Here is a 23,199-nt window from a genome sequence, read left to right as displayed (position 1 = left end):
TGCTGAGATCTTTGACCCGAAAACAGGCAAAACTCAGGTTTGCGCTTTGATCAGAGTGGAATACAGGCGATGGCAGGACCGGCCATCTCGCTTGGCCTGATAAAGGGCAACGTCGGCGGCGTGAAGGATGTCAGCGGCTTTGGCAACCTTGAACTGGGTGGATAAGGCCGTTCCGATACTTGCAGAGATACAGCACGGTTGGTCCTGAAACATCATGGGTTCATTCAACCTCGCGATCAGGCGCCCCGCGATGGACTCCAGAGTTTCTTCCCGCGTCAGGTCTTTGAAAATAATGACAAACTCATCCCCGCCAACCCGCGCAACCGTATCGTCGCCACGCGTCTCTTCAAGCATGATGCGGGCCGCCTGTTGCAAAACGTAATCCCCGGCTGCATGGCCCAGCCGATCATTCACGGATTTGAAGAAGTCCAGATCCAGATGCATAAGGGCGAATGTAGAATTTGCCAGGATCAGATGCCCCAGCAAATGATCCATCGCTCGACGGTTCTTCAATCCCGTCAATGTATCGGTATATGCCTGCTCTTCCGCGGCCAGCATTGCCCCCTGAAGCCTGAGATTAAGTGAACGGGATGCTTCCATCGCGGCGGATTTGGCTTCGACCAGATACAGCAGCTCGATCGCCAGGTCGGTGCCGGAAAAATCCGCGCTCGTCAGGGCGTAATCCCGAACCGCGTCCAAAATCGAAATACCGAATGACAGATTGATGACTGCACCGCCTGACTCGGGCAAGGGTGCGACCAGACCTTTCAGGGTCGTACGCGGTTCATCGCGAAATCTCAGATGCAGTTTGGCACCGGCCATCGACATCAATGCGGGAAGGGTGGTGACTGTTCTGGGGCGGATCAGCTCGAACACGTCCAGAACCCCCAGCCCGACCAAAGGCAACTCGGGCCGCAACTTTTGCAATGTCGGGCCCGCTTGTTGAATGCATCCGCTGCGGTCCACCAACAAAAACATCGGGCAAAGTGTTTCCAGAAGATCTGCCAGTTCCTGAGTATGTGTCATCTGTTCCGAGCCCCCAGATCAAAATGGCGCCCCTCGGCAAAGGCGCTTTCGACCAAAATGATTGAAATGATTTCACAACACTCCTGCCGACCCTCATGCGACAGCATCACCAGCGCGCCATAATCATCGGCCATCGCGCGCAGGACCCCGACCATAACACTGGAAAATCCCGGCATATCCGGAAGGCAGCACAACTGGTATTCCGTGGCTGAAAGCTCTCTCAACTCAAGCGCAGGCAAATTCAGATCAGAGACAGCCAGTCTTACACGATCCGTAAGATCATCGAGGGAATGAAGGAACTCGACATAGGTGACACCCCCAAACCTGAGCAGTCGGCGCAGCCCTTCCATATTCGGGTGGGACACCAGATATGTTCCCAGATCTTCAAGGATTTCCGCCTGCGGTCGGTTGAGATCAATACTCAGGGCCTCGAGCACACGGGTCGTCATTTCATCATCATAGATGAGCATGGCTTCAAACTCGACAAACCCCAGCCGCGCACCTTCGGTCACGCGAACCCAACAGGATTGCCCATAGGTTGCGCCGACAAAAGACTGTATCGCCCGGTTGATCAGACCATGCATCGGATGCCTCAGATTGGTGTCCTTGGCACTGTGGTCTGAGAAACCTTAACAAATAGCCAAAATCCGCCCCGAGTTGCTGTGAGTACAACGGAGTATCAAACCGACACTACTCACCATGTCAGAAGTCTGTCGGCGCACCGCCTTCAGCCTTGCGGCGTTCGACAAACTCGGCCAGTTCCTCGCGGATACCATCGTCCATCGGAGGGGCCTCAAAGCTCGAGATGATCTCTTTGAACATGTGATGCGCACGCTCAGCCGTCCAGATGCCGCCTGCGGCCTCCCAGCCTTCATAGTTCTTCCAGTCGCTCAGGAAAGGCTGGTAGAAGGCCGTGGTGTAGCGGTCCTGTGTATGCTGGATTCCAAAAAAGTGACCGTCATTGCCAACCGCGCGGATGGCATCCAAAGCAATCTCATCCGGCCCGGTCGCGGTCAGATCAGGGTTCATATACCGCTGAATTTGCTGCAAAACCTCGCAATCCATAATGAATTTTTCCGGGCTTGCGATCAGGCCGCCTTCCAGCCAACCGGCGGCGTGGTACACCATGTTGGTGCCCGACTGCACGGCCGCCCAGAGCGAATTCGAGGTTTCCCACACGGATTGCCCGTCTGGCACATTGGCCGCACACACACCGGATGAACGCAGCGGCAGCCCATAATATCGCGCCATCTGCCCGGTCATCTGGGTCGAGCGCATGTATTCCGGCGTCCCGAAAGCGGGCGCGCCTGATTTCATGTCCACGTTCGACGTGAACGTTCCGATTACGCAGGGAATACCGGGGCGCACATATTGGAACAAAGCGATAGCGCATAAGGCTTCGGCCAGAGACTGGGCAACCGCCCCCGCCATTGTTACGGGCGCCATTGCTCCCGCCAGCGTAAAGGGGGTTACGACAATCGCCTGCCCGCGCCGCGCCAATCTCAGGCAGCCATCAATCATCGGATGGTCATGCTTCAACGGCGAGGTCGAGTTGATGTTGGTGTACATCCGTGGCGAGGCCTCGAATTCCTCATGGCTGAGACCGCCCGCGATGCGCACCATTTCCATCACATCTTCGACACGTTCCTTACCCAACGAATAAGCGTGCATCGCCTTGTCGGTCAGGGTCAGCTTGTCATACAGCACATCCAGATGCCGGACGCTGGCATGAATATCGACGGGTTCTACAGGATATCCGCCTGCGAAGTGAATACAGTTGAAGTACTGCGTCAGTTTCAGAAGATTCTGGCACATCTCGCGATTGCCGGGCACTTTCTTTCCAATCTCCATGTCCCAGTAATTGGGCGGCGACGAAACGTTGCCAAACAGGATGTTCTTTCCACCGATCTCGATCCTGTGGTCAACATTGCGGGGCGTGATGGAAAACTGGCTGGGCGCCTTGGCGATCATCTCCATGACGAAATCGCGCCCCATGCGGACGTTGTCACCATTGATCGTGCACCCCGCCTCACGCAGGATGCCGATTGCCTCTTCGTTGTAGAATTCGATCCCGATTTCTTCCAGAATTCGCATGGCCCCTTCATGGATCGCTTCGATCCCGGCCTGATCCAGCGGTTCAGTCGGGCGATCTATATTGATGGGTGGGTCCCACGGCATCTGGTCAATCACCGCGCTGCCCCTGCGTGCTGCCGCACCTGCGCGTCCTCCGCCGCGGCGTTTGCGTGTGTTGGTCTCGGCCATGGTTGCCTCCGTTCTGGCTTGATACAAGCAAGACCCGAAGACGCATTTCTGGCCGCTCCATCTGCGACAGAGCTTGTCGGTTTTCTATAATTGTTCGTCGATTTTCCGGATCAACGCATCATTTTTCGGCCAGCCATGCCGGAATGTGACCGATATCCGGCAGGACAACATCCGCCATCGGCGCCAGCGCTTCTGCTTCGGCCAATCCGGTCAAAACGCCAATGGTGATCATTCCGGCTGCGCGTCCCGCTTGCAGGTCATGAACACTGTCACCTACCATTGCGATGCGCGACGGCTCGACCCCGATCTGTGCGGAAAAGGCCAGCAACTGACCTGGCCCCGGTTTGAACCCATGACCACTGTCATACCCGGCGATAAAATCGAAGTGTTCGCGTATTCCCGCAGATTCCAGATGCTGCAATGCCGGATGCTCGCTGTCATTTGTCGCAACGCCCAGTTTGATCCCGGATTGCTGCAACCCTTTCAGGAACGGACCCAACGGAACGGCAGGGGATTGAGGAGCCGCCGCGGCTTCGGCGTTCATCATGTCCACAACTTCCTGCAATGTCACATCGTCAACATGCGAAATAAGCACTTCGGCGATTTCTTCGACCGTTGCGGCTATCACAATGCTATCTGTGGTATACCGCTCTTGCTCGAAGTCAAATCCGATGACGCTGCCGAGTTCCACCGCCCGGTCTACATCCCCCTTTGTCAGGCGCATCAGCAACGAGCGCCCGAACGTTCCCCAGGTTTTGGCAAAATCGAACAAAGTGCCATCCTTGTCGAAGACGATTGCTTCTATTGGCATCGCGTGCTCCTGCGGAAAAGGTGTTCAGGTCCAGTTTACATCGCCGCCGCCTGACAGAACCGCCCGCGCCTGGGCCGGGTGATCATAGGCGATTGAGTTGGCGTCACAAAACGCCATGACCCACGAATCGTCAAGCACCAGAAAATCGAGAACCGAAGTCAGAAAGTCCCGATCACCGGCCCGATTGCGAACATCCCCGATCGAAGCGCCCGTCGAGCCAAGAAATAAAGGCAAAAGCTCGTCGTTGCTGACCAACCACCCCAGGGCTGTCAGAGCAAGAGTCTCGGCTGAATCGGACGAAAGGGGCATAAACTGCGCTCAGAGAATGGTGCTGGAAAGAGTTTGTTAACCAGACTCATAAACAATTTGTTCACGCATGCAATCAACGGTGAACGACTATGTCTGTGCAAGGCACCATCCTTGTCCTCGACGGGGTATCAACCAACCGCATAATGCTGAAGGTTCAACTGACTGCTGCCTGGTACCACGTGGTACAGGGTGGAAAACTTGAAGGGCTACAAGCCCTTGCACGCCGCGTGCAGCCGGACCTAGTTCTGACGGCCCAAACATTGCCCGACGGAACAGCAGCTGATGTCAAGAAAGCCCTCACCGAAGTATCTGGCCTTGATGACGTGCCCGTCGTCGTACTGGCAGCACAGAATGACAAAAACGCGCGCCTGCGTGCCCTGAAAGACGGGCTGGACGATGTGCTGACGCATCCTTTCAAAGATACGTTGCTGCTGGCACGCATTCGCAGCCTTTTGCGCGCGCGCGCGGTTACTCAAGATTTGCAGGTCAGCACCGGATCGCAACCTATTGGATTTGGGGAACCCGCCCCTGTGATGATCAGCCCCCCGAACGCGGCCCGGGTTGATATCTTGGCCGATACGGTCCAAACCGGTGCCCTTTGGTACAAGGCCCTGCAAGGCCAGCACCGTTTCGATCTGTCCTGGCACCTTCAATCGAACTTACAAGGCGTTTTGTCCGGGCCGATACCGGACGCGATTGTCGTCGAATTGGGCTCGCACCCATCCGCGCTGAATGTCCTTGCGGATCTCAGGTCACGGGCAGCAACCCGGAATACCGTCCTGATTGGCGTCTTGCAGGACAACGATGCCGTGCATGCCTCGGAAGCGCTGGACAGAGGAGCGGACGCCGTATGCCTTGGGGGGTTCTGCGCGCAAGAGATTCTGTTGCGGCTGAATAATCAGATTGCGCGCAAGGCACGGCTTGATCATCTGCGCGTATCACTGAGAAAAGGGATCGCCGAGTCCTGGATTGATCCGCTCACCGGGCTGCACAATCGTCGTTACGCCATGCGGGCATTGGATCAGATCGCGCGTCAGTCTGCCCGTACCGGGCATGGCTTTGCCGTCATGCTGGCGGATCTGGACCACTTCAAGACCATCAATGACTGCCATGGCCATGGTGCCGGTGATTGTGTTCTGACGCAGGCCGCAAAACGCATGCAAAGCGCACTTGGATCCAAAGGTTTTGTCGCCCGTATCGGCGGTGAAGAGTTCATGTTCGCGGTGCCCGATGTGTCACAAAAGCAAGCCAGAAAACTGGCTGAGACCATCTGTGACAGCATTTGTCGCGCGCCGTTCCTGCTAACGGATCAAGGTTTGCAGGTTAACGTCACGATCAGCATTGGGCTGGAGATGCCGCAATCGGGTCAGCCGGGAAAAGAACGCACACCCGTTCCTGTAGAAGATATCCTAAAAGCCGCCGACAAAGCCCTTTATGCGGCAAAAAAAGCGGGGCGCAATCAGGTGAGTATCAGGCAAAGCGCAGCCTGAACCTGTCAGTCCTTTTTCTTGTGCCCATGCGGCCCGCGTTCGACGATCTTTTGCAACCTGTCCGCATAAGATTGCCGCTCTGCGTCGCTCATGGCGGTGACGCGAGCCAGCCATTGTGTCTGCAAGGCTAGTTGCAGTTCTGCTGTTGCTTGCGACTGTTTCTGCAACAACACTTCAACGGCGACCGGATCGAAGGGCACTGTGCGCAGTGCCAGGCTCAGGGCTTCAAAGTCCTGTCTGCGCCCTCTTAGGTCTTTTTCGCGTAGCGCAGACAGTTCCCCTCGCATCGCTTTTCGATCATCTTTCGGCAAAGCGCGATATAGCGCCGGGCCGAATCCCGGCGGTGCCTCGGTGTGAACTCCATCCTTCAGGCGCAGCATGGTTCCGACTGCAACACCGACAACCAACAGGTTCAGAGCCAATGACAAGACCAGCAAAACCGTCATCCACCGGCGTTTCGGTTTAGGGGCAGCATTCATTCTGTGCTCTCCAGAAAACTCGTGTCGTATCCAAGGTCCGCCACAAAAAGGGCCGCCTCTTGCGATGCCAGAAGATTGGCAGGATCGGGCAGGAACCCCGGCGCGGAAAAGCCGATCCAGAGCCCCGCCGCACTGGCAGCGATCAAGCCGCCCACCCCCTGCCAGCCACCTACGTTGCCCATCATTCGATGCCAGAGCGAAAATTGTGGATGCGGTTCAGGCCTTAAGCGACTCAGGCGGAGTTTTTCAGCATCAATCTGAATGCGCACGGCCAGATCGTCGGGCAGCGGCGGTCGGTTCTGCCGAGCCTGCGCAAACAAATGATCCAGTTCCAGGTTTTCATCCGTCATCGTCATACCCCAGTTCTTCACGTCGCCCGGCCAATATCGCGGTCAGACTTCGTTTGCCCCGCGCGGTCAAACTTTCAACCGCTTCTACTGAAATTCCCATGATCCCGGCAATTTCAGGGTTGGGCAACTCTTCGATGTGGCGCAGAATCACTGCCTGCCTCTGCCTTTCGGGCAGCTGCGCCAAGGCAAGCTGCAACGCATCCACGCGGGCCTCATCCTGCAACTGGTCGACTACGCTGGCTTTGCCATCTTCCGGCTCAGGAATATCCGACAACCTGCCGGGGGCCTTCCTGCGCCGAATGTCCACACACAGATTCAGCGTCACGCGATACAACCATGTCGACACTTTGGCCTGACCCGGCACCCAATCCGGCGCCATCTGCCACAACCGCATCATCGCCTCCTGCGTTACGTCTTCTGCCTCGGCCCGATTGCCCAACAAACGCAACGCGACGGAATAACAAAGCGGCCCGAGACGATCGGTTAAAACCCGCGCAGCCTGTGCGTCACCATCAGCGAATTGGCTCAGCAACACATCGTCGCTGAGAGAGCTCGCGGTGCAACCCGCACCGCGAACATCGTGTAGGTGAGAGGTCAGGTCCTCCACCCTGCATCAGTTGTCGATTGCACCCGACTTGTGGCGCTTATTCTTATGGTGACGTCCCATCCGGTCTTTGGCATCGGCAAATTCCTGCTCCGATATTCCACCACTATTATCTGCATCCATCCGGTCAAACATCTTGTCACCCCGACGCGGTTTCGGCAACTCGTCCTGGCTTAGGAAACCGTCGTTGTTCGCATCGTTGTTTTCGAACATTTTGGCGACCCGGTCGTTTGCCTTTTTTTGAGCGGCGGCCTGCATTTCCTCAAGGCTGAGTTGACCGTCCCCATCAGTATCCGCGGCCGAGAAGCGTTCGGTGAAACGCGCTTCCATTTCTTGCTGCGTCACCTGACCGTCGCCATTGGCATCCAATTCTTGAAAGGACACTGGCTCACGACCGCCCGGGCCGGCCGCGAGAACAGACGTGCCGGTGATTGCAACACCCGACAGAACAATCGCCGTGATGAATTTTGCATTTTTCATTTCGGTTTTCCCTTGTTAACGCGGCCTGAGTGCCGCTGCTCATATCCATTCAAACGCGCGAAGTAGGGAATTCCGTCGCAGTGCCAGCAACTTTTTTTTGAACCAGCGCGGTATTTCACGACGAAGTTCAGCTGAGGTGCGTTTCAAAGCGACGCACCCCCCTTTAAAAATCACCTGTTCAGGCGCATTATCCGCCAAAGATTACTGCGCGAGTAATATTATGACAGATCAGACGATCGACACCACAACCCAGAACGAGCGTGAAACCTGGCCTGCATTGGTCAAAGGGTTTTGGTGCAAGTGTCCTAATTGCGGCGAAGGCAAGCTGTTGCACAGCTACCTGAAGGTGAATGACACCTGCTCGAACTGTGGACAGGAACTGTTTCATCACCGCGCTGATGATGGGCCCGCCTATCTGACGATCCTGCTGGTCGGGCACTTGTTGGCCCCGGCCCTGCACGTCTCGTATGTGAACTGGCGCCCGGACCCATGGGTGATGGCCATCGGGTTTTCCATTGCTTGCGTTGCACTGTCGCTGTTTTTGCTCCCCCGCTTGAAAGGCGCTGTGGTCGCATATCAGTGGGCGCGTCGTATGCACGGTTTTGGCAACGATTCATGAGCCTCAAGAAACGATTGTTTTGGGCATGACGACCGACAAGACCGCCATCCGCGACGCCGCAACCGTCATCGTTTTGCGGAACAGGTGGACCAATCCGTCGATCCTGATGGGTCAACGTGGGTCCAAGGCCGTGTTCATGCCCAACAAATTCGTATTCCCCGGCGGAGCGGTCGATCCGGCGGATGCGGATGTACCGCTTGCGACCACATTGCCTGACCTGTGTTCCGAGCGGTTGGCGGAACAGGCGGAATCCGGAAAACAACACGCCCTTGCCGCCGCAGCAATTCGCGAGCTTTGGGAAGAGACAGGACTTGTCCTGGGCCAGACGGGACACTGGCCGGGCAGCATTCCCGACGACTGGCAGAGCTTTTCTGCCATGGGTTACGTGCCGTCGGCAGCTGCGTTGCAATTTGTCTTTCGCGCGGTCACACCGCCCGGCCGCCCCCGTCGGTTCGATGCGCGGTTCTTTCTGGTCGATGCCGATGCGCTGCAGGGCGACTTGGATGATTTCAGCCATGCCTCGGACGAGCTGTCGCATCTACAATGGGTGGAACTGGATCGGGCGCGCGACCTGGATCTGCCGTTTATCACCGAAGTTGTTCTGGCCGAAGTAGCAGCCCGGGTGACCTCACCCGAGCCGCCAGTATCGGTTCCGTTCTATCAGAACAACGAAGAAGCTAATCTGTTCCTGCGGCTCAGAGGCTATCCGATGCCCGAGCACGACTGACCGATCAGTTTCACCGCATCCGGCTGACAACCACCGTCACTTCAGGTTTTTTGCCGATTTCCGCTTTTGCCGTCTGACGCACAATCCGGCGCATTTCGTCTTCCAGCTTGTCGTCATCCCGTAGGGTCTTGGCCGCAGCCCGCATCAGGAACTGGTTCAGGTCTTCTTCCAATACTTCGACCAATCCGGCGCGGGACGTTCCGACTTCGGGCAGACCCATCGTATCGCACCACGGTTCGCCCAGCGGCTCGTCTTCTTCGTCCAGAACGACTGTCACAGTTACGTGGCCGTTCAGCGCCATGCGAATACGGTCCCGTACCACACCGTCCATCGCACCGATTTTCACCGTACCGTCCAGATAGGTACGCCCGGTTTCGACATGGTCGACCACCACGGGTGCATTGCCGCTGAGATCCAGCATGGTGCCGTTCACGGCCAGCACACCCGTTCTGCCACCCTGCTCAGCCAGTTTGACATGCTCGCGCAGGTGCCGGTGCTCTCCATGCATTGGGATCACAACTTGCGGATCGATCAGCGCGTGCACCTTCTCAAGATCAGGCCGGTTCGCATGGCCAGAGACGTGATAGAGGCCCGAGCTGTCATCCACCACATCCACGCCCTTTTCACTGAGCTGGTTCATGATGAAAATCACGCCACGTTCGTTTCCGGGAATGGTTTTCGACGAAAACAGGAACAGATCGCCTTCGGACAGTTCCAGACCTCGGTACTTGCCACGGGCCAGTTGCGCACTTGCCGCACGGCGTTCGCCCTGGCTGCCGGTCACGATCAGCATCAGGTTCTGGCGCGGCAGGTCCAACGCCTCTTCTGCGCTGATCACCTTGGGGAAGTCCGACAGGATACCCGTTTCGGTTGCAGCTTCGATCATCCGCCGCATTGCGCGCCCCAGCAACACAACCGAACGCCCCGCGCGCGCGCCCGCCTCGGCCAATGTTTTGACCCGTGCCACGTTCGACGCGAAGGTAGTTGCCACAACCATACCCTCGGCGCTTTCGACCAGTTTGGTAATCTCTGGCCCGACCTCGGATTCCGAACGGCCCGGATGCGCGGAGAAAACATTCGTGCTGTCGCAAACCAACGCCTTGACGCCCGGCTTGGCAATCTCGGCCCACAGGTCGGGATCAAAGGGTTCGCCCACGACCGGGTTTGCATCCAGCTTGAAATCACCCGAGTGCACCACGCGTCCTGAGGGCGTGTCGATGACCAACGCAGCACTTTCCGGGATCGAGTGTGAAACTGGAAGGAAACCCACCGTAAACGGTCCGACTGAGACCTTTTCGGGCCATGCGGACACGGTTGTCACAACATCGGTCGGGTGCGCATATTCTTCCATCTTGCGACGCGCGATATTGGCCGTGAAAGCCCGGGCATAAACCGGGGCTCCCAGTGCCTCATAGCAATGAGCCACGGCGCCGACATGGTCTTCATGCGCATGGGTGATGAAAACGCCATCCAGCCGGTCGGCTCGTTCTTTCAACCATGAAATATCCGCATAGATCAGGTCGACACCCGGTGTTGTGTCCATATCGGGAAAAGTGACGCCCAGGTCCACCAGGATCAGACGTTCCTGCCCGGGCTGACCATATCCGTACACATAGGCATTCATGCCAATTTCGCCCGCGCCACCCAGCGGCAGGTAGATCAATCTTTCACTGCTCATATCGAGCCATTTTCCTTGTTGTAGCGATGAATCACGGTCAAGCCGTGCATCGTCAAATCATCCTCGATTACGTCGAACCCCACGTCGGCCTGATCGAACAAGGGGGCCAACCCTCCGGTTCCCACGACTTTCATCGGCATTCCATATTCGGCCTTGATCCGCGCGATCAGCCCTTCGATCAGGCCGGAATATCCCCAATACACGCCCGACTGGATACAACCAACCGTATTTGTACCGATCACCTTCTCGGGACGCGTGATGTCGATATGCGGCAGTGCGGCTGCGCCCTGATGCAAAGCCTCAAGGCTGAGGTTCACACCCGGAGCGATGACGCCCCCCACATAGGCACCGTCCGCGGCGACAACGTCGAAATTTGTTGCGGTACCAAAGTCCACCACGACGACATTGCCGCCATGACGGTCAAATGCGCCAACTGCGTTGGCCAGTCGATCCGGGCCCGGCACAGTTCCTTGATCCACACGCGGCGGCACGGGCAGCAGGCAATCCGGCCTTCCCACTACCAGCGGCCTGCACCCAAAAAAGCGATCAGCAAAGATGCGCAGGTTGAACACGACGCGCGGCACGGTCGAGGCAATGATGACATCCGAGATATTCGCCTCGATCCCGTAATGTTTCACCAGCGTCGAATACCAGGTGAAATAGGCGTCCGCCGTGCGTGCGTGATGGGTCGAGGTGCGCAGGGTGCACAGAAATTCCTGACCATCCCAGATCGAGAAGACTGTGTTGGTATTGCCGCAATCAATGGCCAGAAGCATCTGTGCCCCTTTCAGAAATAGACATCCGCCGCAGGAATGCTCACGCGACCTTTGGCGGTGTTTAAGACAAGGTTACCGGCTGCGTCTACCGTTTCGAAGGTCCCAACCGTCTCGGACGTTCCGGTACGGGCCGTGATAACCTCGCCCAGCCGGGCAGCACGGGACAGCCACGCAGTGCGAATGGGTTCGAACCCGTAGGTAACAAACTGAGTTTCATATTTGGCATAGGCCGAGGCAAGCTCGGTCAGAAAATCCTCGGGCGTGACGTTTGCACCGGTTTCCGACAACAGCGAGACGGGACGGATCGCGCCCGGTTCCACCACGTCGGCGTCTGGGGCGTTGGCCAAATTCACGCCAATACCGATCGACAGATGCGCTACACCGCGCCCCTGGCCGACGCTTTCCAGCAAAATACCAGCAAGCTTACCTCCGTTCAGCAGTACGTCATTGGGCCATTTCAACGACAGCCCCGCCGCACGCCCTGTCACCGAGACGCAAGCGTCAAACAGAGCCAGTGCCGCAACAAAACTGCGCAGTGCCGCCTGTTCTGGTGCACCTTCGGGGCGCATCAAAAGGGTCGCGGCAAGGTTGCCCATGGGGTTGGCCCATGACCGTCCGCGTCGCCCACGCGCAGCCGTCTGATGATGCGCCATGATCCAGACAGGACCACGGGCATTGGGGGCAATCCGCGCCGCTTCGTTGAGTGTGCTATCGACTTCCTGCACCTCGTGCAGGCCATAGCCTTTTGGCCACTTGGTCATATCAAAAAGGCCCGGTCACGCGACCGAGCCCCTCTCTCAGATTGTGCAAAACGTTCAGTTGACAAGAGTCGCTGCCGCGGCAGCGGCCGCGCCCTCGATCCCGAACTGATAGAAGACCCCGATCAGCATCAGCGCCGCGGACCCCATCAGGGCGACCCACAGAACAGGTGTCGACCGCGTTTCGATCGGGTCCTCGTTCTCGGCCCCGAAATACATGTAGAACACGATCCGCAGGTAATAGAAGGCGCCAATTACCGATGCGATGGCCGAAACCACAACAAGGCCTGTCAAATCGGCACTTACACCAGCCCGCCAAACACCAAACTTCGCAAAGAAACCCAGCATCGGTGGGACACCGGCAAGCGAGAACATCAGGATCAGAACAGCAAGGGCCTTGCCCGGATCACGTTTGGAATACTGGCGCAGCGCATCAATGTCAGTGACGGGTTTGCCGTCGCGTTCCATCATCAGGATAAACGCAAACGTGCCAATGTTCATGGTCACGTAAATCGCCAGATACATCAGCATCGCCTGAATACCCAACTCGGTGCCAGCCGCGAGACCGATCAGCGCATAGCCCATATGGGCAATCGACGAGAACGCCATCAGTCGCTTGATGTCGCGCTGACCAATTGCGGCAACCGCCCCCAGCAGCATCGACAGCACCGACAGCAAAACAATCACTTGCTGCCAATCTTTGACCACGCCTCCGAAAGCGTCATGCAGAAGACGTGCAAACAAAGCCATTGCCGCGACTTTCGGCGCGGTGGCAAAGAAGGCCGTAATTGGCGTCGGCGACCCTTCATAGACATCCGGTGTCCACATATGGAACGGAACCGCCGACACCTTGAATGCCAGACCCGAGATCAGGAAGATCAGGCCAAACAACAGACCAACCGAGACGTCCCCATGATGGACCGTCTGAATAATGCCCGAGAACAGTGTTGTGCCGGTGAACCCATAGACCAGCGACGCACCATACAGCAGCAGACCTGAACTGAGAGCGCCCAGAACAAAGTACTTCAGCCCTGCTTCGGTTGATTTCGCGCTGTCACGACGCAGCGCGGCAACAACATAAAGCGCAAGGGATTGCAGCTCGAGCCCCATGTAAAGAGACATCAGATCGCCTGCGCTGACCATCATCATCATCCCTACGGCGGCAAGAGCCACCAGCAACGGATATTCAAAGCGCAGCAAACCCCGGCGTGCCATGTATTCCTGGCTCATCACCAGTACGGCACCTGCCGACGAAAGGATGGCAACTTTGGCAAAACGCGCGAACCCGTCATCTACGAACATGCCGTTGAAGGCCACGTTGGTACCACTGCCTTGGGTTGCGATCCAGATCGCCAGGACCGCCATCAAGCCCGCTGTGGTCCAGACCAGAACCGAAGCCAGCCCGTCTCTCGAGGTGTAGACAGCCCCCAACAGAGCCACCATCGCATAGATCGCCAGAACGATTTCCGGCAGGATAATTGTCAGATCAGCCTGGATCATGTCTCCAAAGCTCCCTTAATGCGAAGCGGCAGTCTGGGTCGCAGCCTCAGCCGCGGCCAGAGCCGTGTCATAGTTCGAAATGAGTGCCGTCGTGGATTGGCCGATCACATCGGTCACCAGCGACGGGTAAACGCCCAGAAGGATCGTCATCACGATCAGCGGGGCAAAAATCAACCGCTCGCGCGAGCTCATGTCGGTCATCGCCTTCAGGCTTTCCTTGATCAGGTCCCCAAACACGACCCGGCGATAGAGCCACAGCGCGTAGGCTGCCGAAAAGATCACACCGGTCGCCGCAACGGCAGTCACCCAGGTGTTGACCTGGAATGTACCCATGAGTGTCAGGAACTCACCAATAAACCCGCTGGTGCCCGGCAGGCCGACATTGGCCATGGTGAACAGCATGAAGACCAGCGCATAGGCGGGCATCCGGATGACCAGACCGCCATAAGCCTCGATATCGCGGGTGTGCATCCGGTCATAGATCACGCCGACACAGAGAAAGAGCGCGGCAGAGATGAACCCGTGGCTCAGCATCTGGAAAATTGCGCCGTCAATGCCTTGCTGGTTCGCAGCAAAGATGCCCATCGTGACAAAGCCCATATGCGCCACCGAGGAATACGCGATCAGCTTTTTTATGTCTTCCTGCACCAGTGCCACCAGCGAGGTGTAGACAACCGCTATGGCTGACATCCAAAGCACAAGATCAGTCATCACCGCCGAGCCAACCGGGAACATCGGCAGGCTGAACCGCAGGAAGCCGTAGCCGCCCATCTTCAACAGGATCGCCGCCAGCACGACCGAACCCGCCGTCGGCGCCTGAACGTGCGCATCGGGCAACCAGGTATGCACCGGCCACATCGGCATTTTCACCGCAAAAGACGCGAAGAAGGCCAGGAACATCAACGTCTGCATACCGCCGGTGACATAGATGCCCAACACGCTGAAACTCTCGGATGCGAACTGATGGGCCATCAGAGCTTCGATATCCGTGGTGCCCGCGTCAGCATACATTGCGACCATGGCCACCAGCATCAGCACCGAACCAAGGAAGGTGTAAAGGAAGAACTTGAAGCTGGCATAGATACGATCCTTGCCGCCCCAGATACCGATGATCAGGAACATCGGGATCAGACCTGCCTCGAAGAACAGGTAGAACAGCACAAGATCCAGCGCCATGAACACGCCCAGCATCAGCGTTTCCAGCAGCAAGAAAGCAATCATGTATTCCTTGACGCGGTCTGTCACATTCCAACTGGCCAGAATGGTCAGCGGCATGATGAAAGTGGTCAGCAACACGAACAGAACGCTAATGCCATCCACGCCCATCTTGTATTTCAGACCCATCAGCCATTCACCCTCTTCCACCATCTGGAAGCCGGTGTTCGAAGGATCAAAGCCTGTGTAGATGCCAATTGACACCAGAAACGTCACAGTTGTCGCCAGCAATGCAATCCACTTGGCGTTGCGCTGAGCAGCGACGTCGCTGCCGTGCAGGAACAGCGCCAGAATGCTTGCTGCGATGGCGGGGATAAAGGTGACAATAGATAGGATATTGTCCATTAGTGTGCGCCTCCGCCGATCGACATCCAGGTGACAAGGGCCGCAATGCCCAAAACCATCCAGAAGGCGTAAGTAAAGATGTACCCGGTCTGCGCCTTGCCTGCGAGGCGGGTGAAGAAGGGAACAACGCCCATTGCAACCCCGTTCAGGAAGCCGTCAATCGTGTTGCCGTCACCGCGTTTCCACAGGAACCGGCCAAGGGCGACAGTGGGTTTGACAAAGATCGCGTCGTAGATTTCGTCGAAATACCATTTGTTCAGTAAGAACAGGTACAGCGGACGCTGGTTGGCGGCCAGACGTGCCGGCAGCGATGTGTTCACGATGTAGAACCAATAGGCCACGACAAAGCCAAGCACCATCGCAACAAATGGCGAAACCTTGACCCATTTCGGAGCCGCATGCGCATCGTCCAGAATGTGGTTGTCCGGCGCCATATAAAGCGCACCTTCACCCGGCTCGCCCGCAAAGACATAGTGATGATCGCCACCCTTGGCATCCTTCTCACCATGACCTTCATCAGCATGGCTGTCAGCCGCACGGCTTTCATCGGCATGGCTGTCTTCGCCGTGCGACGCATCCACCGCCGCGTGATCACCGGCCTCGGCATGCTCTGAAGCTTCTGCAACCGGAATACCGTAGAATTTGCCAACCTTGTCCGCATGGCCAAAGAAGTTTCCGTACCAGATCATGCCCGCGAACACCGCTCCCAGCGACAGAACACCCAGCGGCACCAGCATTACCATCGGGCTTTCATGTGCGTGATCATGCGTGTGCTTGTCGCCGCGCGGCTCGCCATAGAAGGTCAGGAAGATCAGACGCCAGCTGTAGAACGAGGTGAACGCGGCAGCGACGACCAGCAACCAGAAGCCATAGCTTGATCCGCCCGCATAGGCGCTTTCGATAATTGCGTCCTTTGACAGGAAACCGGCAAACCCAAAGGTGGTCAGCGGGATGCCAACACCGGTAATCGCCAGGGTACCGATCATCATCGCCCAGAAGGTATAGGGAATCTTTTTGCGCAGACCGCCATACTCGGTCATCTCCTGCTCGTGATGCATCGCGTGGATCACCGAACCGGCCCCAAGGAACAACAGCGCCTTGAAGAAGGCATGCGTGAACAGGTGGAACATCGCCGCCGAATACATGCCGACGCCCGCCGCCACAAACATGTAGCCCAGCTGCGAACAGGTCGAATACGCGATGACACGTTTGATATCGGTCTGAACCAGACCAACAGTAGCAGCGAAGAACGCAGTCGAGGCCCCAAGAACAGTGATGAACCCTGTTGCGCCCGGTGCGAACTCCATCAGCGGGGACATGCGGCAGACCAAAAAGACACCTGCGGTCACCATGGTCGCAGCGTGGATCAGCGCTGACACAGGCGTCGGGCCCTCCATCGCGTCCGGCAACCATGTGTGCAGGATCAACTGCGCCGATTTACCCATCGCGCCGATGAAGAGCAGAACGCAGATCACTTCGATCGCGGTCCATTCCCCCCACAGGAAATGCAGCTTTTCTTCGGCCAAGGCAGGGGCAGAGGCGAAGATGTCCGAGAAGTTGATACTGTCGGTCAGGAAGAACAGCGCGAAGATGCCCAGAGCAAACCCAAAATCGCCAACCCGGTTGACCACGAAAGCCTTGATTGCCGCCGCATTGGCCGAAGGCTTGCGATAATAGAACCCGATCAGCAGGTATGAAGCGACGCCGACGCCCTCCCAGCCAAAGAACATCTGCACCAGATTATCCGCCGTCACCAGCATCAGCATGGCAAAGGTGAAGAAGGACAGATAGGCAAAGAAGCGCGGTTTATAGCTTTCGCCTTCGCGCCATTGCGGATCGTGGTCCATGTAGCCGAAGCTGTACAGGTGCACGAGCGCCGAGACGGTCGTCACCACGATCAGCATGATTGCCGTCAGTCGGTCCAGACGGATGGCCCAGCTTGTCGAAAGCGAGCCGCTTTCGATCCAGCGCATGATCTCGATCTGCTGCGTGTGGCCGTCGAAGGTGAAGAATACGAGCCAAGACAGCAGACAGGCCAGAAACAGTAGGCCCGTGGCCGTCCACATGGCGGCTTTCTCGCCAATGAACTTCCAGCCGAACCCGCAGAGCAGCGCGCCCACCAACGGGGCAAAGAGGATGGTGGTTTCCATGTTCCCTTACCCCTTCATCATATTGACGTCTTCAACCGCGATGGTGCCACGGTTGCGGAAGAAACAGACCAGAATGGCCAGACCAATCGCCGCTTCGGCCGCTGCAACGGTCAGCACGAACAGCGTGAAGACCTGCCCGACCAGATCGCCGAGGAAACTGGAGAACGCCACGAGGTTGATATTCACCGCCAGCAGCATCAGTTCGATGCTCATCAGCAGGATGATGACGTTCTTGCGGTTCAGGAAGAGACCGAAGATGCCGATGACGAACAGCGTCGCCGCGACCGTAAGATAGTGTTCAAGTCCGATCATAGCTTCGCTCCTGGCGAGTCGGGGTAGTAGAGTTTGCAGCCGCAGGTGTAGTCGATACGTTTGTGGTTTTTGGTTCGAGCAAAGAACTTCCGGATATCTTTCGTGAATGAATATCGATGTTCGGATGCAATCTGCTTCAGTTCGGCTACTGTTGTCTCAGCGGTTAGTCCGATGGGACCTTCTGGCTTTTGTATCAGATCAATAGAACTTGGCACGTAACCGGCGATGTTGGTCGGCCTATATTCTCCATAGATAACGATACCTTCTCCGCTGCCGCAGTTTTGAAAGAACAGGCTTTGTTTCGGGCTGCAACCGTCTCCGGCATTCACACGTTGTCCAATGCGTCCATTGCCAATATTGACTACGGCTTCTCCGGAGAACGTTTCGAATTGCCCTCTACCGCCATTTACAAAGCTGCAATCGGAGTTCATTCGTTTTAACTTGTAACCCTCGTTCTGCGGCGCACTCTCACACGCCAACAGCGACGCCGGAGCTAGCGCAAGACAAGCCGTCATGGCTAAAACTTTCAAGAGTTCGCCTCTCACAACCCCTGCCCCGGTTTCACGTCCTTCAATTCCATCGCCTTGGCCGGGTCGCGCATCATCTGGCCTATGATGTCCTGACGCTTGATGTCCTTGCGGTGGCGCAGAGTCAGAACGATGGCGCCGATCATGGCCACCAGCAGGATCAGGCCCGCCAGTTGGAACAGAAGGAAGTATTGATCATAAAGAATGACGCCGAGCGCCTCGGTGTTGTGGCGGTCCGCTGGAACGGGTTGCGCCAGATTGGCCGCCGCGCCCTGCGCGCTGTCCCATGCCCCGAAGGCCATGACAAACTGCATCAGGATGATCAGACCAATCAGCAGGGCCAGCGGCATATAGCGCGCCATTTCGGCCTTGAGCTCGGCAAAATCCACGTCCAGCATCATCACCACGAAGAGGAACAGAACCGCGACCGCGCCGACATAGACGATGACCAGCAGCATCGCCACGAACTCGGCCCCCAGCAGCACGAACAGCCCTGCCGAGGACAGAAACGCCAGGATCAGCCACAGGACCGAGTGCACCGGCTGGCGGCTGATCACCGTGAACAGCCCGCCGGTGATGGCGCTGATGGCAAACAGGTAGAAGGCAAAGACGGTCATTGATCCTCATCCTCGTTGTCGCCAATGACCTCTTGCGCCAGTTCCAACGCGCGGGTCATAGCCGGGATGCCGGCAAAGACCGACATCTGACCGATCGTTTCCACGATCTCTTGTTTCTTTGCGCCCGCCTCCAGTGCATGGCGCACGGTCTGCCTTACGGCCGCATCCGCCTGCGCGCCCTGACAGGTCAGCCCGGCCAGCGTCAACAGCAGGCGTGTCTTGGCATCCAGCCCGTCCTTGTTGACAGTGTTGCCGAACATCATCTCCATGACCTCTTTCGGCATGGTCGGCCACAGCGCCTCGAACCCTTTGGGCGAGAAGCTTTCCATCGCCGGGTTCATCGCCTTGGCCATGTCCTGAGCCTGCTTCATCATCAGCTCGAACGGATTTGTCGGGCTGTCAGTCATCGGTACGGTGCGTCCAGTTCCAGATTGCGCGCGATCTCGGCTTCCCAGCGTTCGCCATTCGACAGGAGTTTTTCCTTGTCGTAGAACAGCTCTTCCCGGGTTTCTGTCGCGAATTCAAAGTTCGGGCCTTCGACGATGGCATCAACCGGGCATGCTTCCTGACAGAAGCCGCAATAGATGCACTTGGTCATGTCGATGTCATAGCGGGTGGTGCGGCGGCTGCCGTCCTCGCGCGGCTCGGCGTCGATGGTGATGGCCTGCGCCGGGCAGATCGCTTCGCACAGTTTGCAGGCGATGCAGCGTTCTTCGCCATTGGGATACCGGCGCAAGGCGTGTTCGCCGCGAAAGCGCGGGGACAGGGGGCCCTTTTCGTGTGGGTAGTTCACGGTGGCTTTGGGAGCGAAGAAGTACTTCATGCCAAGTTTGAAGCCGACCCAGAAATCCTGCAGCAAGAAATACTTGGCAGCGCGGGTGTAGTCGATTTGGGTCATATCAGCCTCCTACGCTCCAACGCGCAAACGCGCCCCAGAACCAGTCGAATTTTGCCGCGAAGGCTACAAAAACCACCCAAACGAGGCTGAACGGCAGGAACACTTTCCAGCCCAACCGCATCAGCTGGTCATAGCGGTAGCGCGGTGTGATCGCCTTGACCATCGCGAAGATGAAGAAGAAGAACGCCATCTTGGCGACCATCCACAGCACGCCATCGGGCAAACCCGGAATCGGCGATAGCCATCCACCGAAGAACAGCAGTGACGTCAGGGCGCACATCAGGAAGATGGCGATGTACTCACCGGCCATAAACAACAGGAAGGGCGTGGCCGAATATTCCACCTGATAACCGGCCACCAGTTCCGATTCCGCTTCGGGCAAGTCAAACGGTGGTCGGTTCGTCTCGGCCAGTGCCGAGATGAAGAACAGGAAGACCATCGGGAAATGCGGCAGCCAGTACCAGCTGAAGAATCCGAACGATCCATCCTGCGCTCGCACGATATCACCAAAGTTCATCGACCCGGTCGAGATGATCACACCGATGATGATCAGGCCGATGGAAACCTCGTACGAAATCATCTGCGCGGCAGAGCGCAACGAGCCGAGGAACGGGTACTTTGAGTTCGACGCCCAACCGCCCATGATCACGCCATAAACCTCAAGCGAGGACACGGCGAAGACATAGAGGATTGCGACGTTGATGTCCGACAGGACCCAGCCATCATTGAACGGGATCACCGCCCAGGCGATCATCGCCAACACGAAAGAGGTGAGCGGCGCGAGGATGAAAACCGTGCGGTCGGCTCCTGCAGGGATCACGACCTCTTTGACGACGTATTTCAACGCATCTGCCACCGATTGCAGCAGACCGTAGACGCCGACCACGTTAGGGCCGCGGCGCATCTGGACAGCGGCCCAGATCTTGCGATCACCATAAACAAGGAACAACAGCGAGATCATCACGAAGGCAACAACAGCAAGCACTTGCGCCAGAATGATGATGGCTATTCCGCCGGGGGTGTTAAAGAATTCAGCCATTGGTCCTCACACCGTGGGTATTCCGTTTTTCGCGCGCGATGCAAAGGCCAGATGCCTGCGCAAACTGCGGCTGGGTCGGCGCGTTGGTGTAAACAGCATCTGCCGCCATTGCGCCACCCTTTTTCTTTCGTTTCACGCACATTTCCAGCGCAGTCAGGTGCCACCCGACCACAGCGCTGGTTTGCGATATGAAACTGCTTTCGTTCATTCCGCCGCAATCTTCTCAGCTTTGCGGGCTTGCGCCTGCGCCGAAAGCTCGGCCATCAGTTGCGAGGCCCGTGCGATCGGGTTGGTCAGATAGAAATCCTTGATCGCATTGCGGAAGGTCGCCTTGCCCAAAGACCCGGCCTCCAGCGCTTGAACCTCATTCTCGATCACATCGTCGATGCGGGCCAGATGGGGAACCGCCTCGATCAAGGCTGTGCGCAACTGCGCAAGCGAGTCATAGGGGAGTGTCGCCCCCAGTTCAGCCGACAGCGCACGCAGGATGGCCCAGTTTTCCTTGGCCTCACCCGGCGCAAACCCTGCGCGCATCGCCAGTTGTGGGCGGCCTTCCGTGTTTACGAACAGACCGTTTTCCTCAGTATAGGCCGCACCCGGCAGGATCACGTCTGCGCGGTGTGCGCCCCGATCCCCGTGGCTGCCCTGGTAGATCACAAAGGCGCCTTCGCCGATTTCGATCTCATCCGCACCAAGGTTATAGATCACATCCGCAGCATTGATCGCTTCCATGCCGCCTGCGTTGGTGGCATCCACATCCATCGCGCCCACGCGCGACGCCGCAGTGTGCAGAATGATCAGGCCGCTTTCCGTATTTGCGGCAATCGTTTGCGCGGCAGCTAGAACAGCGGCACCATCCGCCTCTTGCAGCGCGCCCTGCCCGACGACGACCAGCGAGCGTTTGCCCCTGATTTCATCGTCGCCCCCCATGTCGATAACCTTTTGCAGCGCCGCGCGATCATCGCCCACATGATGGTACCCATAAGTCAGATCGACCGCTGGACCCACCAAAGCGACTTCGGCCCCATGCGCCCACGCTTTGCGGATACGCGCGTTCAAAACCGGTGCTTCATCGCGCGGGTTGGTGCCAATCAGAAGAATACGCTCGGCGGCATCGATGTCTTCAATCGCGGCGGTCCCGGCATATGCGCCACGGTTCCCGGCCGGAAGCTTGGCTCCATCGGTGCGGCATTCGACAACACCGCCCTGTCCTTCGATCATCTGTTTCAATGCGAACGCAGCCTCGACCGGCGCCAGATCACCGACGATACCGGCTGGCTTCTCAGCGCTTTTCAGCGCTTCTGCGGCCTTGGTCAGTGCTTCGGACCATGAGGCCGGGCGCAGTTTGCCGTTTTCACGGATGTAAGGCTTGTCCAGACGCTGACGCCGCAACCCGTCCCAGACAAAGCGGGTTTTGTCGCTGATCCACTCCTCATTCACGCCGTCATGATTGCGAGGAAGGAAGCGCATCACCTCGCGCCCTTTGGTATCGACACGAATGTTCGATCCCAGCGCGTCCATGACGTCGATGCTTTCGGTCTTGGTCAATTCCCACGGGCGGGCGGTAAACGCATAAGGTTTCGAGGTCAGTGCCCCTACCGGGCACAGGTCGATAATGTTGCCCTGCAGGTTCGAATCCAGCGTCTGGTTCAGATACGAGGTAATCTCGGCATCCTCACCGCGCCCTGTCTGACCCATCTGAGTGATCCCGGCGACTTCGGTGGTGAAGCGCACGCAGCGGGTGCAACTGATGCAGCGGGTCATTGCGGTGCCCACAAGCGGTCCCAGATCCAGATCATCGACCGCGCGTTTGGCTTCCTTGAACCGCGAACCGGACAGGCCATAAGCCATCGCCTGATCCTGAAGATCGCATTCGCCGCCCTGATCGCAGATTGGGCAATCCAGCGGATGGTTGATCAGCAGGAACTCCATCACTCCCTCGCGGGCCTTCTTGACCATGGGAGAGTTCGTCTTGACTACCGGCGGCTGCCCTTCCGGCCCCGGGCGCAGATCGCGCACTTGCATCGCGCACGAGGCAGCCGGTTTCGGCGGTCCGCCCACCACTTCTACCAGACACATCCGGCAGTTTCCCGCAATCGACAGACGCTCGTGATAGCAGAAACGCGGCACCTCGACCCCGGCTTGTTCACAAGCCTGTATCAGGGTCATCGCACCATCGACTTCGATTTCCTGCCCGTCGATATTGATCTTGCGGAGGTCAGACATG

Annotated in this window: 26 protein-coding genes; 3 read left to right on the top strand and 23 right to left on the bottom strand. The window is 57.6% G+C overall.

Translation table 11 applies throughout. The features are described 5' to 3' along the window. Window positions 1–33 precede the first annotated feature (33 nt). From ACR0AP_RS08045 to ACR0AP_RS08025, 5 genes are all read right to left on the bottom strand, one after another. Window positions 34–1,026, bottom strand: coding sequence for a diguanylate cyclase domain-containing protein (locus ACR0AP_RS08045; protein ID WP_480506329.1), 993 nt, complete (start codon window positions 1,024–1,026; stop codon window positions 34–36). Continuing rightward, window positions 1,023–1,610 (bottom strand): heme NO-binding domain-containing protein, encoded by a 588-nt coding sequence (locus ACR0AP_RS08040; RefSeq protein WP_480506328.1) that lies wholly within the window; start codon window positions 1,608–1,610, stop codon window positions 1,023–1,025. The genes ACR0AP_RS08045 and ACR0AP_RS08040 overlap by 4 nt, the downstream gene beginning before the upstream one ends. Before the next feature lie 118 nt (window positions 1,611–1,728). Continuing rightward, on the bottom strand, window positions 1,729–3,288 hold the full coding sequence (locus tag ACR0AP_RS08035) for a trimethylamine methyltransferase family protein (protein ID WP_480506327.1): 1,560 nt from the start codon (window positions 3,286–3,288) through the stop codon (window positions 1,729–1,731). A gap of 118 nt (window positions 3,289–3,406) precedes the next feature. After that, the gene (locus tag ACR0AP_RS08030; RefSeq protein WP_480506326.1) at window positions 3,407–4,099 is read right to left on the bottom strand and encodes an HAD family hydrolase; all 693 of its coding nucleotides are present in this window, start codon (window positions 4,097–4,099) and stop codon (window positions 3,407–3,409) included. A gap of 24 nt (window positions 4,100–4,123) precedes the next feature. After that, window positions 4,124–4,408 (bottom strand): DUF3572 domain-containing protein, encoded by a 285-nt coding sequence (locus ACR0AP_RS08025; RefSeq protein WP_480506325.1) that lies wholly within the window; start codon window positions 4,406–4,408, stop codon window positions 4,124–4,126. An 89-nt stretch (window positions 4,409–4,497) separates the two neighbouring features. Here ACR0AP_RS08025 and ACR0AP_RS08020 point away from each other — a divergent pair, with 89 nt between their 5' ends. Beyond that, window positions 4,498–5,898: a diguanylate cyclase domain-containing protein gene (locus ACR0AP_RS08020; protein ID WP_480506324.1), complete on the top strand. Its 1,401-nt coding sequence runs from the start codon at window positions 4,498–4,500 to the stop codon at window positions 5,896–5,898. Window positions 5,899–5,903: 5 nt separating this feature from the next. Here ACR0AP_RS08020 and ACR0AP_RS08015 read toward each other — a convergent pair whose 3' ends face one another. Genes ACR0AP_RS08015 through ACR0AP_RS08000 form a run of 4 tightly spaced genes read right to left on the bottom strand, consistent with a single transcriptional unit; the run spans window position 5,904 to window position 7,811 of the window. Beyond that, window positions 5,904–6,377 (bottom strand): periplasmic heavy metal sensor, encoded by a 474-nt coding sequence (locus ACR0AP_RS08015; RefSeq protein ID WP_480506323.1) that lies wholly within the window; start codon window positions 6,375–6,377, stop codon window positions 5,904–5,906. Next, the gene (locus ACR0AP_RS08010; RefSeq protein WP_480506322.1) at window positions 6,374–6,727 is read right to left on the bottom strand and encodes a hypothetical protein; all 354 of its coding nucleotides are present in this window, start codon (window positions 6,725–6,727) and stop codon (window positions 6,374–6,376) included. The genes ACR0AP_RS08015 and ACR0AP_RS08010 overlap by 4 nt, the downstream gene beginning before the upstream one ends. Continuing rightward, window positions 6,717–7,334 (bottom strand): RNA polymerase sigma factor, encoded by a 618-nt coding sequence (locus ACR0AP_RS08005; protein WP_480506321.1) that lies wholly within the window; start codon window positions 7,332–7,334, stop codon window positions 6,717–6,719. The genes ACR0AP_RS08010 and ACR0AP_RS08005 overlap by 11 nt, the downstream gene beginning before the upstream one ends. Window positions 7,335–7,340: 6 nt before the next feature. Next, window positions 7,341–7,811, bottom strand: coding sequence for an EF-hand domain-containing protein (locus tag ACR0AP_RS08000; protein ID WP_209504434.1), 471 nt, complete (start codon window positions 7,809–7,811; stop codon window positions 7,341–7,343). 220 nt (window positions 7,812–8,031) lie between these two features. Here ACR0AP_RS08000 and ACR0AP_RS07995 point away from each other — a divergent pair, with 220 nt between their 5' ends. Both ACR0AP_RS07995 and ACR0AP_RS07990 read left to right on the top strand, forming a co-directional pair. Next, window positions 8,032–8,430: a DUF983 domain-containing protein gene (locus ACR0AP_RS07995; RefSeq protein WP_480506320.1), complete on the top strand. Its 399-nt coding sequence runs from the start codon at window positions 8,032–8,034 to the stop codon at window positions 8,428–8,430. A gap of 25 nt (window positions 8,431–8,455) precedes the next feature. After that, window positions 8,456–9,157, top strand: coding sequence for an NUDIX hydrolase (locus ACR0AP_RS07990; protein ID WP_480506319.1), 702 nt, complete (start codon window positions 8,456–8,458; stop codon window positions 9,155–9,157). Window positions 9,158–9,167: 10 nt separating this feature from the next. Here ACR0AP_RS07990 and ACR0AP_RS07985 read toward each other — a convergent pair whose 3' ends face one another. The 14 genes from ACR0AP_RS07985 to nuoG are packed head-to-tail and all read right to left on the bottom strand — an operon-like array spanning window position 9,168 to window position 23,198. Beyond that, the gene (locus ACR0AP_RS07985; RefSeq protein WP_480506318.1) at window positions 9,168–10,835 is read right to left on the bottom strand and encodes a ribonuclease J; all 1,668 of its coding nucleotides are present in this window, start codon (window positions 10,833–10,835) and stop codon (window positions 9,168–9,170) included. Beyond that, window positions 10,832–11,611: a type III pantothenate kinase gene (locus ACR0AP_RS07980; protein ID WP_209504438.1), complete on the bottom strand. Its 780-nt coding sequence runs from the start codon at window positions 11,609–11,611 to the stop codon at window positions 10,832–10,834. The genes ACR0AP_RS07985 and ACR0AP_RS07980 overlap by 4 nt, the downstream gene beginning before the upstream one ends. A gap of 11 nt (window positions 11,612–11,622) precedes the next feature. Next, window positions 11,623–12,372 (bottom strand): biotin--[acetyl-CoA-carboxylase] ligase, encoded by a 750-nt coding sequence (locus ACR0AP_RS07975; RefSeq protein ID WP_480506317.1) that lies wholly within the window; start codon window positions 12,370–12,372, stop codon window positions 11,623–11,625. Window positions 12,373–12,426: 54 nt separating this feature from the next. Continuing rightward, window positions 12,427–13,869 carry an NADH-quinone oxidoreductase subunit NuoN gene (nuoN, locus tag ACR0AP_RS07970; RefSeq protein ID WP_480506316.1) on the bottom strand — a complete coding sequence of 481 codons (1,443 nt, stop codon included), beginning with the start codon at window positions 13,867–13,869 and terminating at the stop codon, window positions 12,427–12,429. Window positions 13,870–13,884: 15 nt separating this feature from the next. Beyond that, window positions 13,885–15,429 (bottom strand): NADH-quinone oxidoreductase subunit M, encoded by a 1,545-nt coding sequence (locus tag ACR0AP_RS07965; protein WP_480506315.1) that lies wholly within the window; start codon window positions 15,427–15,429, stop codon window positions 13,885–13,887. Beyond that, window positions 15,429–17,579, bottom strand: a complete 2,151-nt coding sequence (gene nuoL, locus ACR0AP_RS07960) for an NADH-quinone oxidoreductase subunit L (RefSeq protein WP_480506314.1) — start codon at window positions 17,577–17,579, stop codon at window positions 15,429–15,431. Before nuoL ends, ACR0AP_RS07965 begins: the two co-directional genes overlap by 1 nt. Window positions 17,580–17,585: 6 nt before the next feature. Further along, a complete protein-coding gene (gene nuoK / locus ACR0AP_RS07955) occupies window positions 17,586–17,891 on the bottom strand; it encodes an NADH-quinone oxidoreductase subunit NuoK (RefSeq protein WP_005984024.1) in 306 nt (101 codons plus the stop codon). Continuing rightward, window positions 17,888–18,421 (bottom strand): hypothetical protein, encoded by a 534-nt coding sequence (locus tag ACR0AP_RS07950; RefSeq protein WP_480506313.1) that lies wholly within the window; start codon window positions 18,419–18,421, stop codon window positions 17,888–17,890. The genes nuoK and ACR0AP_RS07950 overlap by 4 nt, the downstream gene beginning before the upstream one ends. 11 nt (window positions 18,422–18,432) lie before the next feature. After that, complete coding sequence (locus tag ACR0AP_RS07945; protein WP_480506312.1) at window positions 18,433–19,035, bottom strand: NADH-quinone oxidoreductase subunit J; 603 nt, start codon at window positions 19,033–19,035, stop codon at window positions 18,433–18,435. Beyond that, window positions 19,032–19,442 (bottom strand): carboxymuconolactone decarboxylase family protein, encoded by a 411-nt coding sequence (locus ACR0AP_RS07940; RefSeq protein ID WP_480506311.1) that lies wholly within the window; start codon window positions 19,440–19,442, stop codon window positions 19,032–19,034. The genes ACR0AP_RS07945 and ACR0AP_RS07940 overlap by 4 nt, the downstream gene beginning before the upstream one ends. After that, window positions 19,439–19,933, bottom strand: a complete 495-nt coding sequence (gene nuoI / locus ACR0AP_RS07935; RefSeq protein ID WP_480506310.1) for an NADH-quinone oxidoreductase subunit NuoI — start codon at window positions 19,931–19,933, stop codon at window positions 19,439–19,441. Before nuoI ends, ACR0AP_RS07940 begins: the two co-directional genes overlap by 4 nt. A gap of 1 nt (window position 19,934) precedes the next feature. Further along, on the bottom strand, window positions 19,935–20,972 hold the full coding sequence (gene nuoH / locus ACR0AP_RS07930) for an NADH-quinone oxidoreductase subunit NuoH (RefSeq protein WP_117868407.1): 1,038 nt from the start codon (window positions 20,970–20,972) through the stop codon (window positions 19,935–19,937). After that, window positions 20,965–21,180 (bottom strand): hypothetical protein, encoded by a 216-nt coding sequence (locus ACR0AP_RS07925; RefSeq protein ID WP_480506309.1) that lies wholly within the window; start codon window positions 21,178–21,180, stop codon window positions 20,965–20,967. Before ACR0AP_RS07925 ends, nuoH begins: the two co-directional genes overlap by 8 nt. Next, entirely contained in the window at window positions 21,177–23,198 is a 2,022-nt protein-coding gene (gene nuoG / locus ACR0AP_RS07920; RefSeq protein WP_480506308.1) for an NADH-quinone oxidoreductase subunit NuoG, read from the bottom strand. Before nuoG ends, ACR0AP_RS07925 begins: the two co-directional genes overlap by 4 nt. Window position 23,199 lies beyond the last annotated feature (1 nt).

This window comes from Ruegeria sp. AF7, from assembly GCF_056541885.1.
The sequence above is the reverse complement of the archived record's forward strand: the minus strand, read 5'-3'. Positions and strand labels throughout refer to the sequence as shown.

What these genes read in the sequence shown, in the direction of transcription:
- ACR0AP_RS08045 (WP_480506329.1), bottom strand. Translation starts at nt 1,026, where the DNA reads ATGACACATACTCAGGAACTGGCAGATCTTCTGGAAACACTTTGCCCG.
- ACR0AP_RS08040 (WP_480506328.1), bottom strand. Translation starts at nt 1,610, where the DNA reads ATGCATGGTCTGATCAACCGGGCGATACAGTCTTTTGTCGGCGCAACC.
- ACR0AP_RS08035 (WP_480506327.1), bottom strand. Translation starts at nt 3,288, where the DNA reads ATGGCCGAGACCAACACACGCAAACGCCGCGGCGGAGGACGCGCAGGT.
- ACR0AP_RS08030 (WP_480506326.1), bottom strand. Translation starts at nt 4,099, where the DNA reads ATGCCAATAGAAGCAATCGTCTTCGACAAGGATGGCACTTTGTTCGAT.
- ACR0AP_RS08025 (WP_480506325.1), bottom strand. Translation starts at nt 4,408, where the DNA reads ATGCCCCTTTCGTCCGATTCAGCCGAGACTCTTGCTCTGACAGCCCTG.
- ACR0AP_RS08020 (WP_480506324.1), top strand. Translation starts at nt 4,498, where the DNA reads ATGTCTGTGCAAGGCACCATCCTTGTCCTCGACGGGGTATCAACCAAC.
- ACR0AP_RS08015 (WP_480506323.1), bottom strand. Translation starts at nt 6,377, where the DNA reads ATGAATGCTGCCCCTAAACCGAAACGCCGGTGGATGACGGTTTTGCTG.
- ACR0AP_RS08010 (WP_480506322.1), bottom strand. Translation starts at nt 6,727, where the DNA reads ATGACGGATGAAAACCTGGAACTGGATCATTTGTTTGCGCAGGCTCGG.
- ACR0AP_RS08000 (WP_209504434.1), bottom strand. Translation starts at nt 7,811, where the DNA reads ATGAAAAATGCAAAATTCATCACGGCGATTGTTCTGTCGGGTGTTGCA.
- ACR0AP_RS07995 (WP_480506320.1), top strand. Translation starts at nt 8,032, where the DNA reads ATGACAGATCAGACGATCGACACCACAACCCAGAACGAGCGTGAAACC.
- ACR0AP_RS07990 (WP_480506319.1), top strand. Translation starts at nt 8,456, where the DNA reads ATGACGACCGACAAGACCGCCATCCGCGACGCCGCAACCGTCATCGTT.
- ACR0AP_RS07985 (WP_480506318.1), bottom strand. Translation starts at nt 10,835, where the DNA reads ATGAGCAGTGAAAGATTGATCTACCTGCCGCTGGGTGGCGCGGGCGAA.
- ACR0AP_RS07980 (WP_209504438.1), bottom strand. Translation starts at nt 11,611, where the DNA reads ATGCTTCTGGCCATTGATTGCGGCAATACCAACACAGTCTTCTCGATC.
- ACR0AP_RS07975 (WP_480506317.1), bottom strand. Translation starts at nt 12,372, where the DNA reads ATGACCAAGTGGCCAAAAGGCTATGGCCTGCACGAGGTGCAGGAAGTC.
- nuoN (WP_480506316.1), bottom strand. Translation starts at nt 13,869, where the DNA reads ATGATCCAGGCTGATCTGACAATTATCCTGCCGGAAATCGTTCTGGCG.
- ACR0AP_RS07965 (WP_480506315.1), bottom strand. Translation starts at nt 15,429, where the DNA reads ATGGACAATATCCTATCTATTGTCACCTTTATCCCCGCCATCGCAGCA.
- nuoL (WP_480506314.1), bottom strand. Translation starts at nt 17,579, where the DNA reads ATGGAAACCACCATCCTCTTTGCCCCGTTGGTGGGCGCGCTGCTCTGC.
- nuoK (WP_005984024.1), bottom strand. Translation starts at nt 17,891, where the DNA reads ATGATCGGACTTGAACACTATCTTACGGTCGCGGCGACGCTGTTCGTC.
- ACR0AP_RS07945 (WP_480506312.1), bottom strand. Translation starts at nt 19,035, where the DNA reads ATGACCGTCTTTGCCTTCTACCTGTTTGCCATCAGCGCCATCACCGGC.
- ACR0AP_RS07940 (WP_480506311.1), bottom strand. Translation starts at nt 19,442, where the DNA reads ATGACTGACAGCCCGACAAATCCGTTCGAGCTGATGATGAAGCAGGCT.
- nuoI (WP_480506310.1), bottom strand. Translation starts at nt 19,933, where the DNA reads ATGACCCAAATCGACTACACCCGCGCTGCCAAGTATTTCTTGCTGCAG.
- nuoH (WP_117868407.1), bottom strand. Translation starts at nt 20,972, where the DNA reads ATGGCTGAATTCTTTAACACCCCCGGCGGAATAGCCATCATCATTCTG.
- ACR0AP_RS07925 (WP_480506309.1), bottom strand. Translation starts at nt 21,180, where the DNA reads ATGAACGAAAGCAGTTTCATATCGCAAACCAGCGCTGTGGTCGGGTGG.
- nuoG (WP_480506308.1), bottom strand. Translation starts at nt 23,198, where the DNA reads ATGTCTGACCTCCGCAAGATCAATATCGACGGGCAGGAAATCGAAGTC.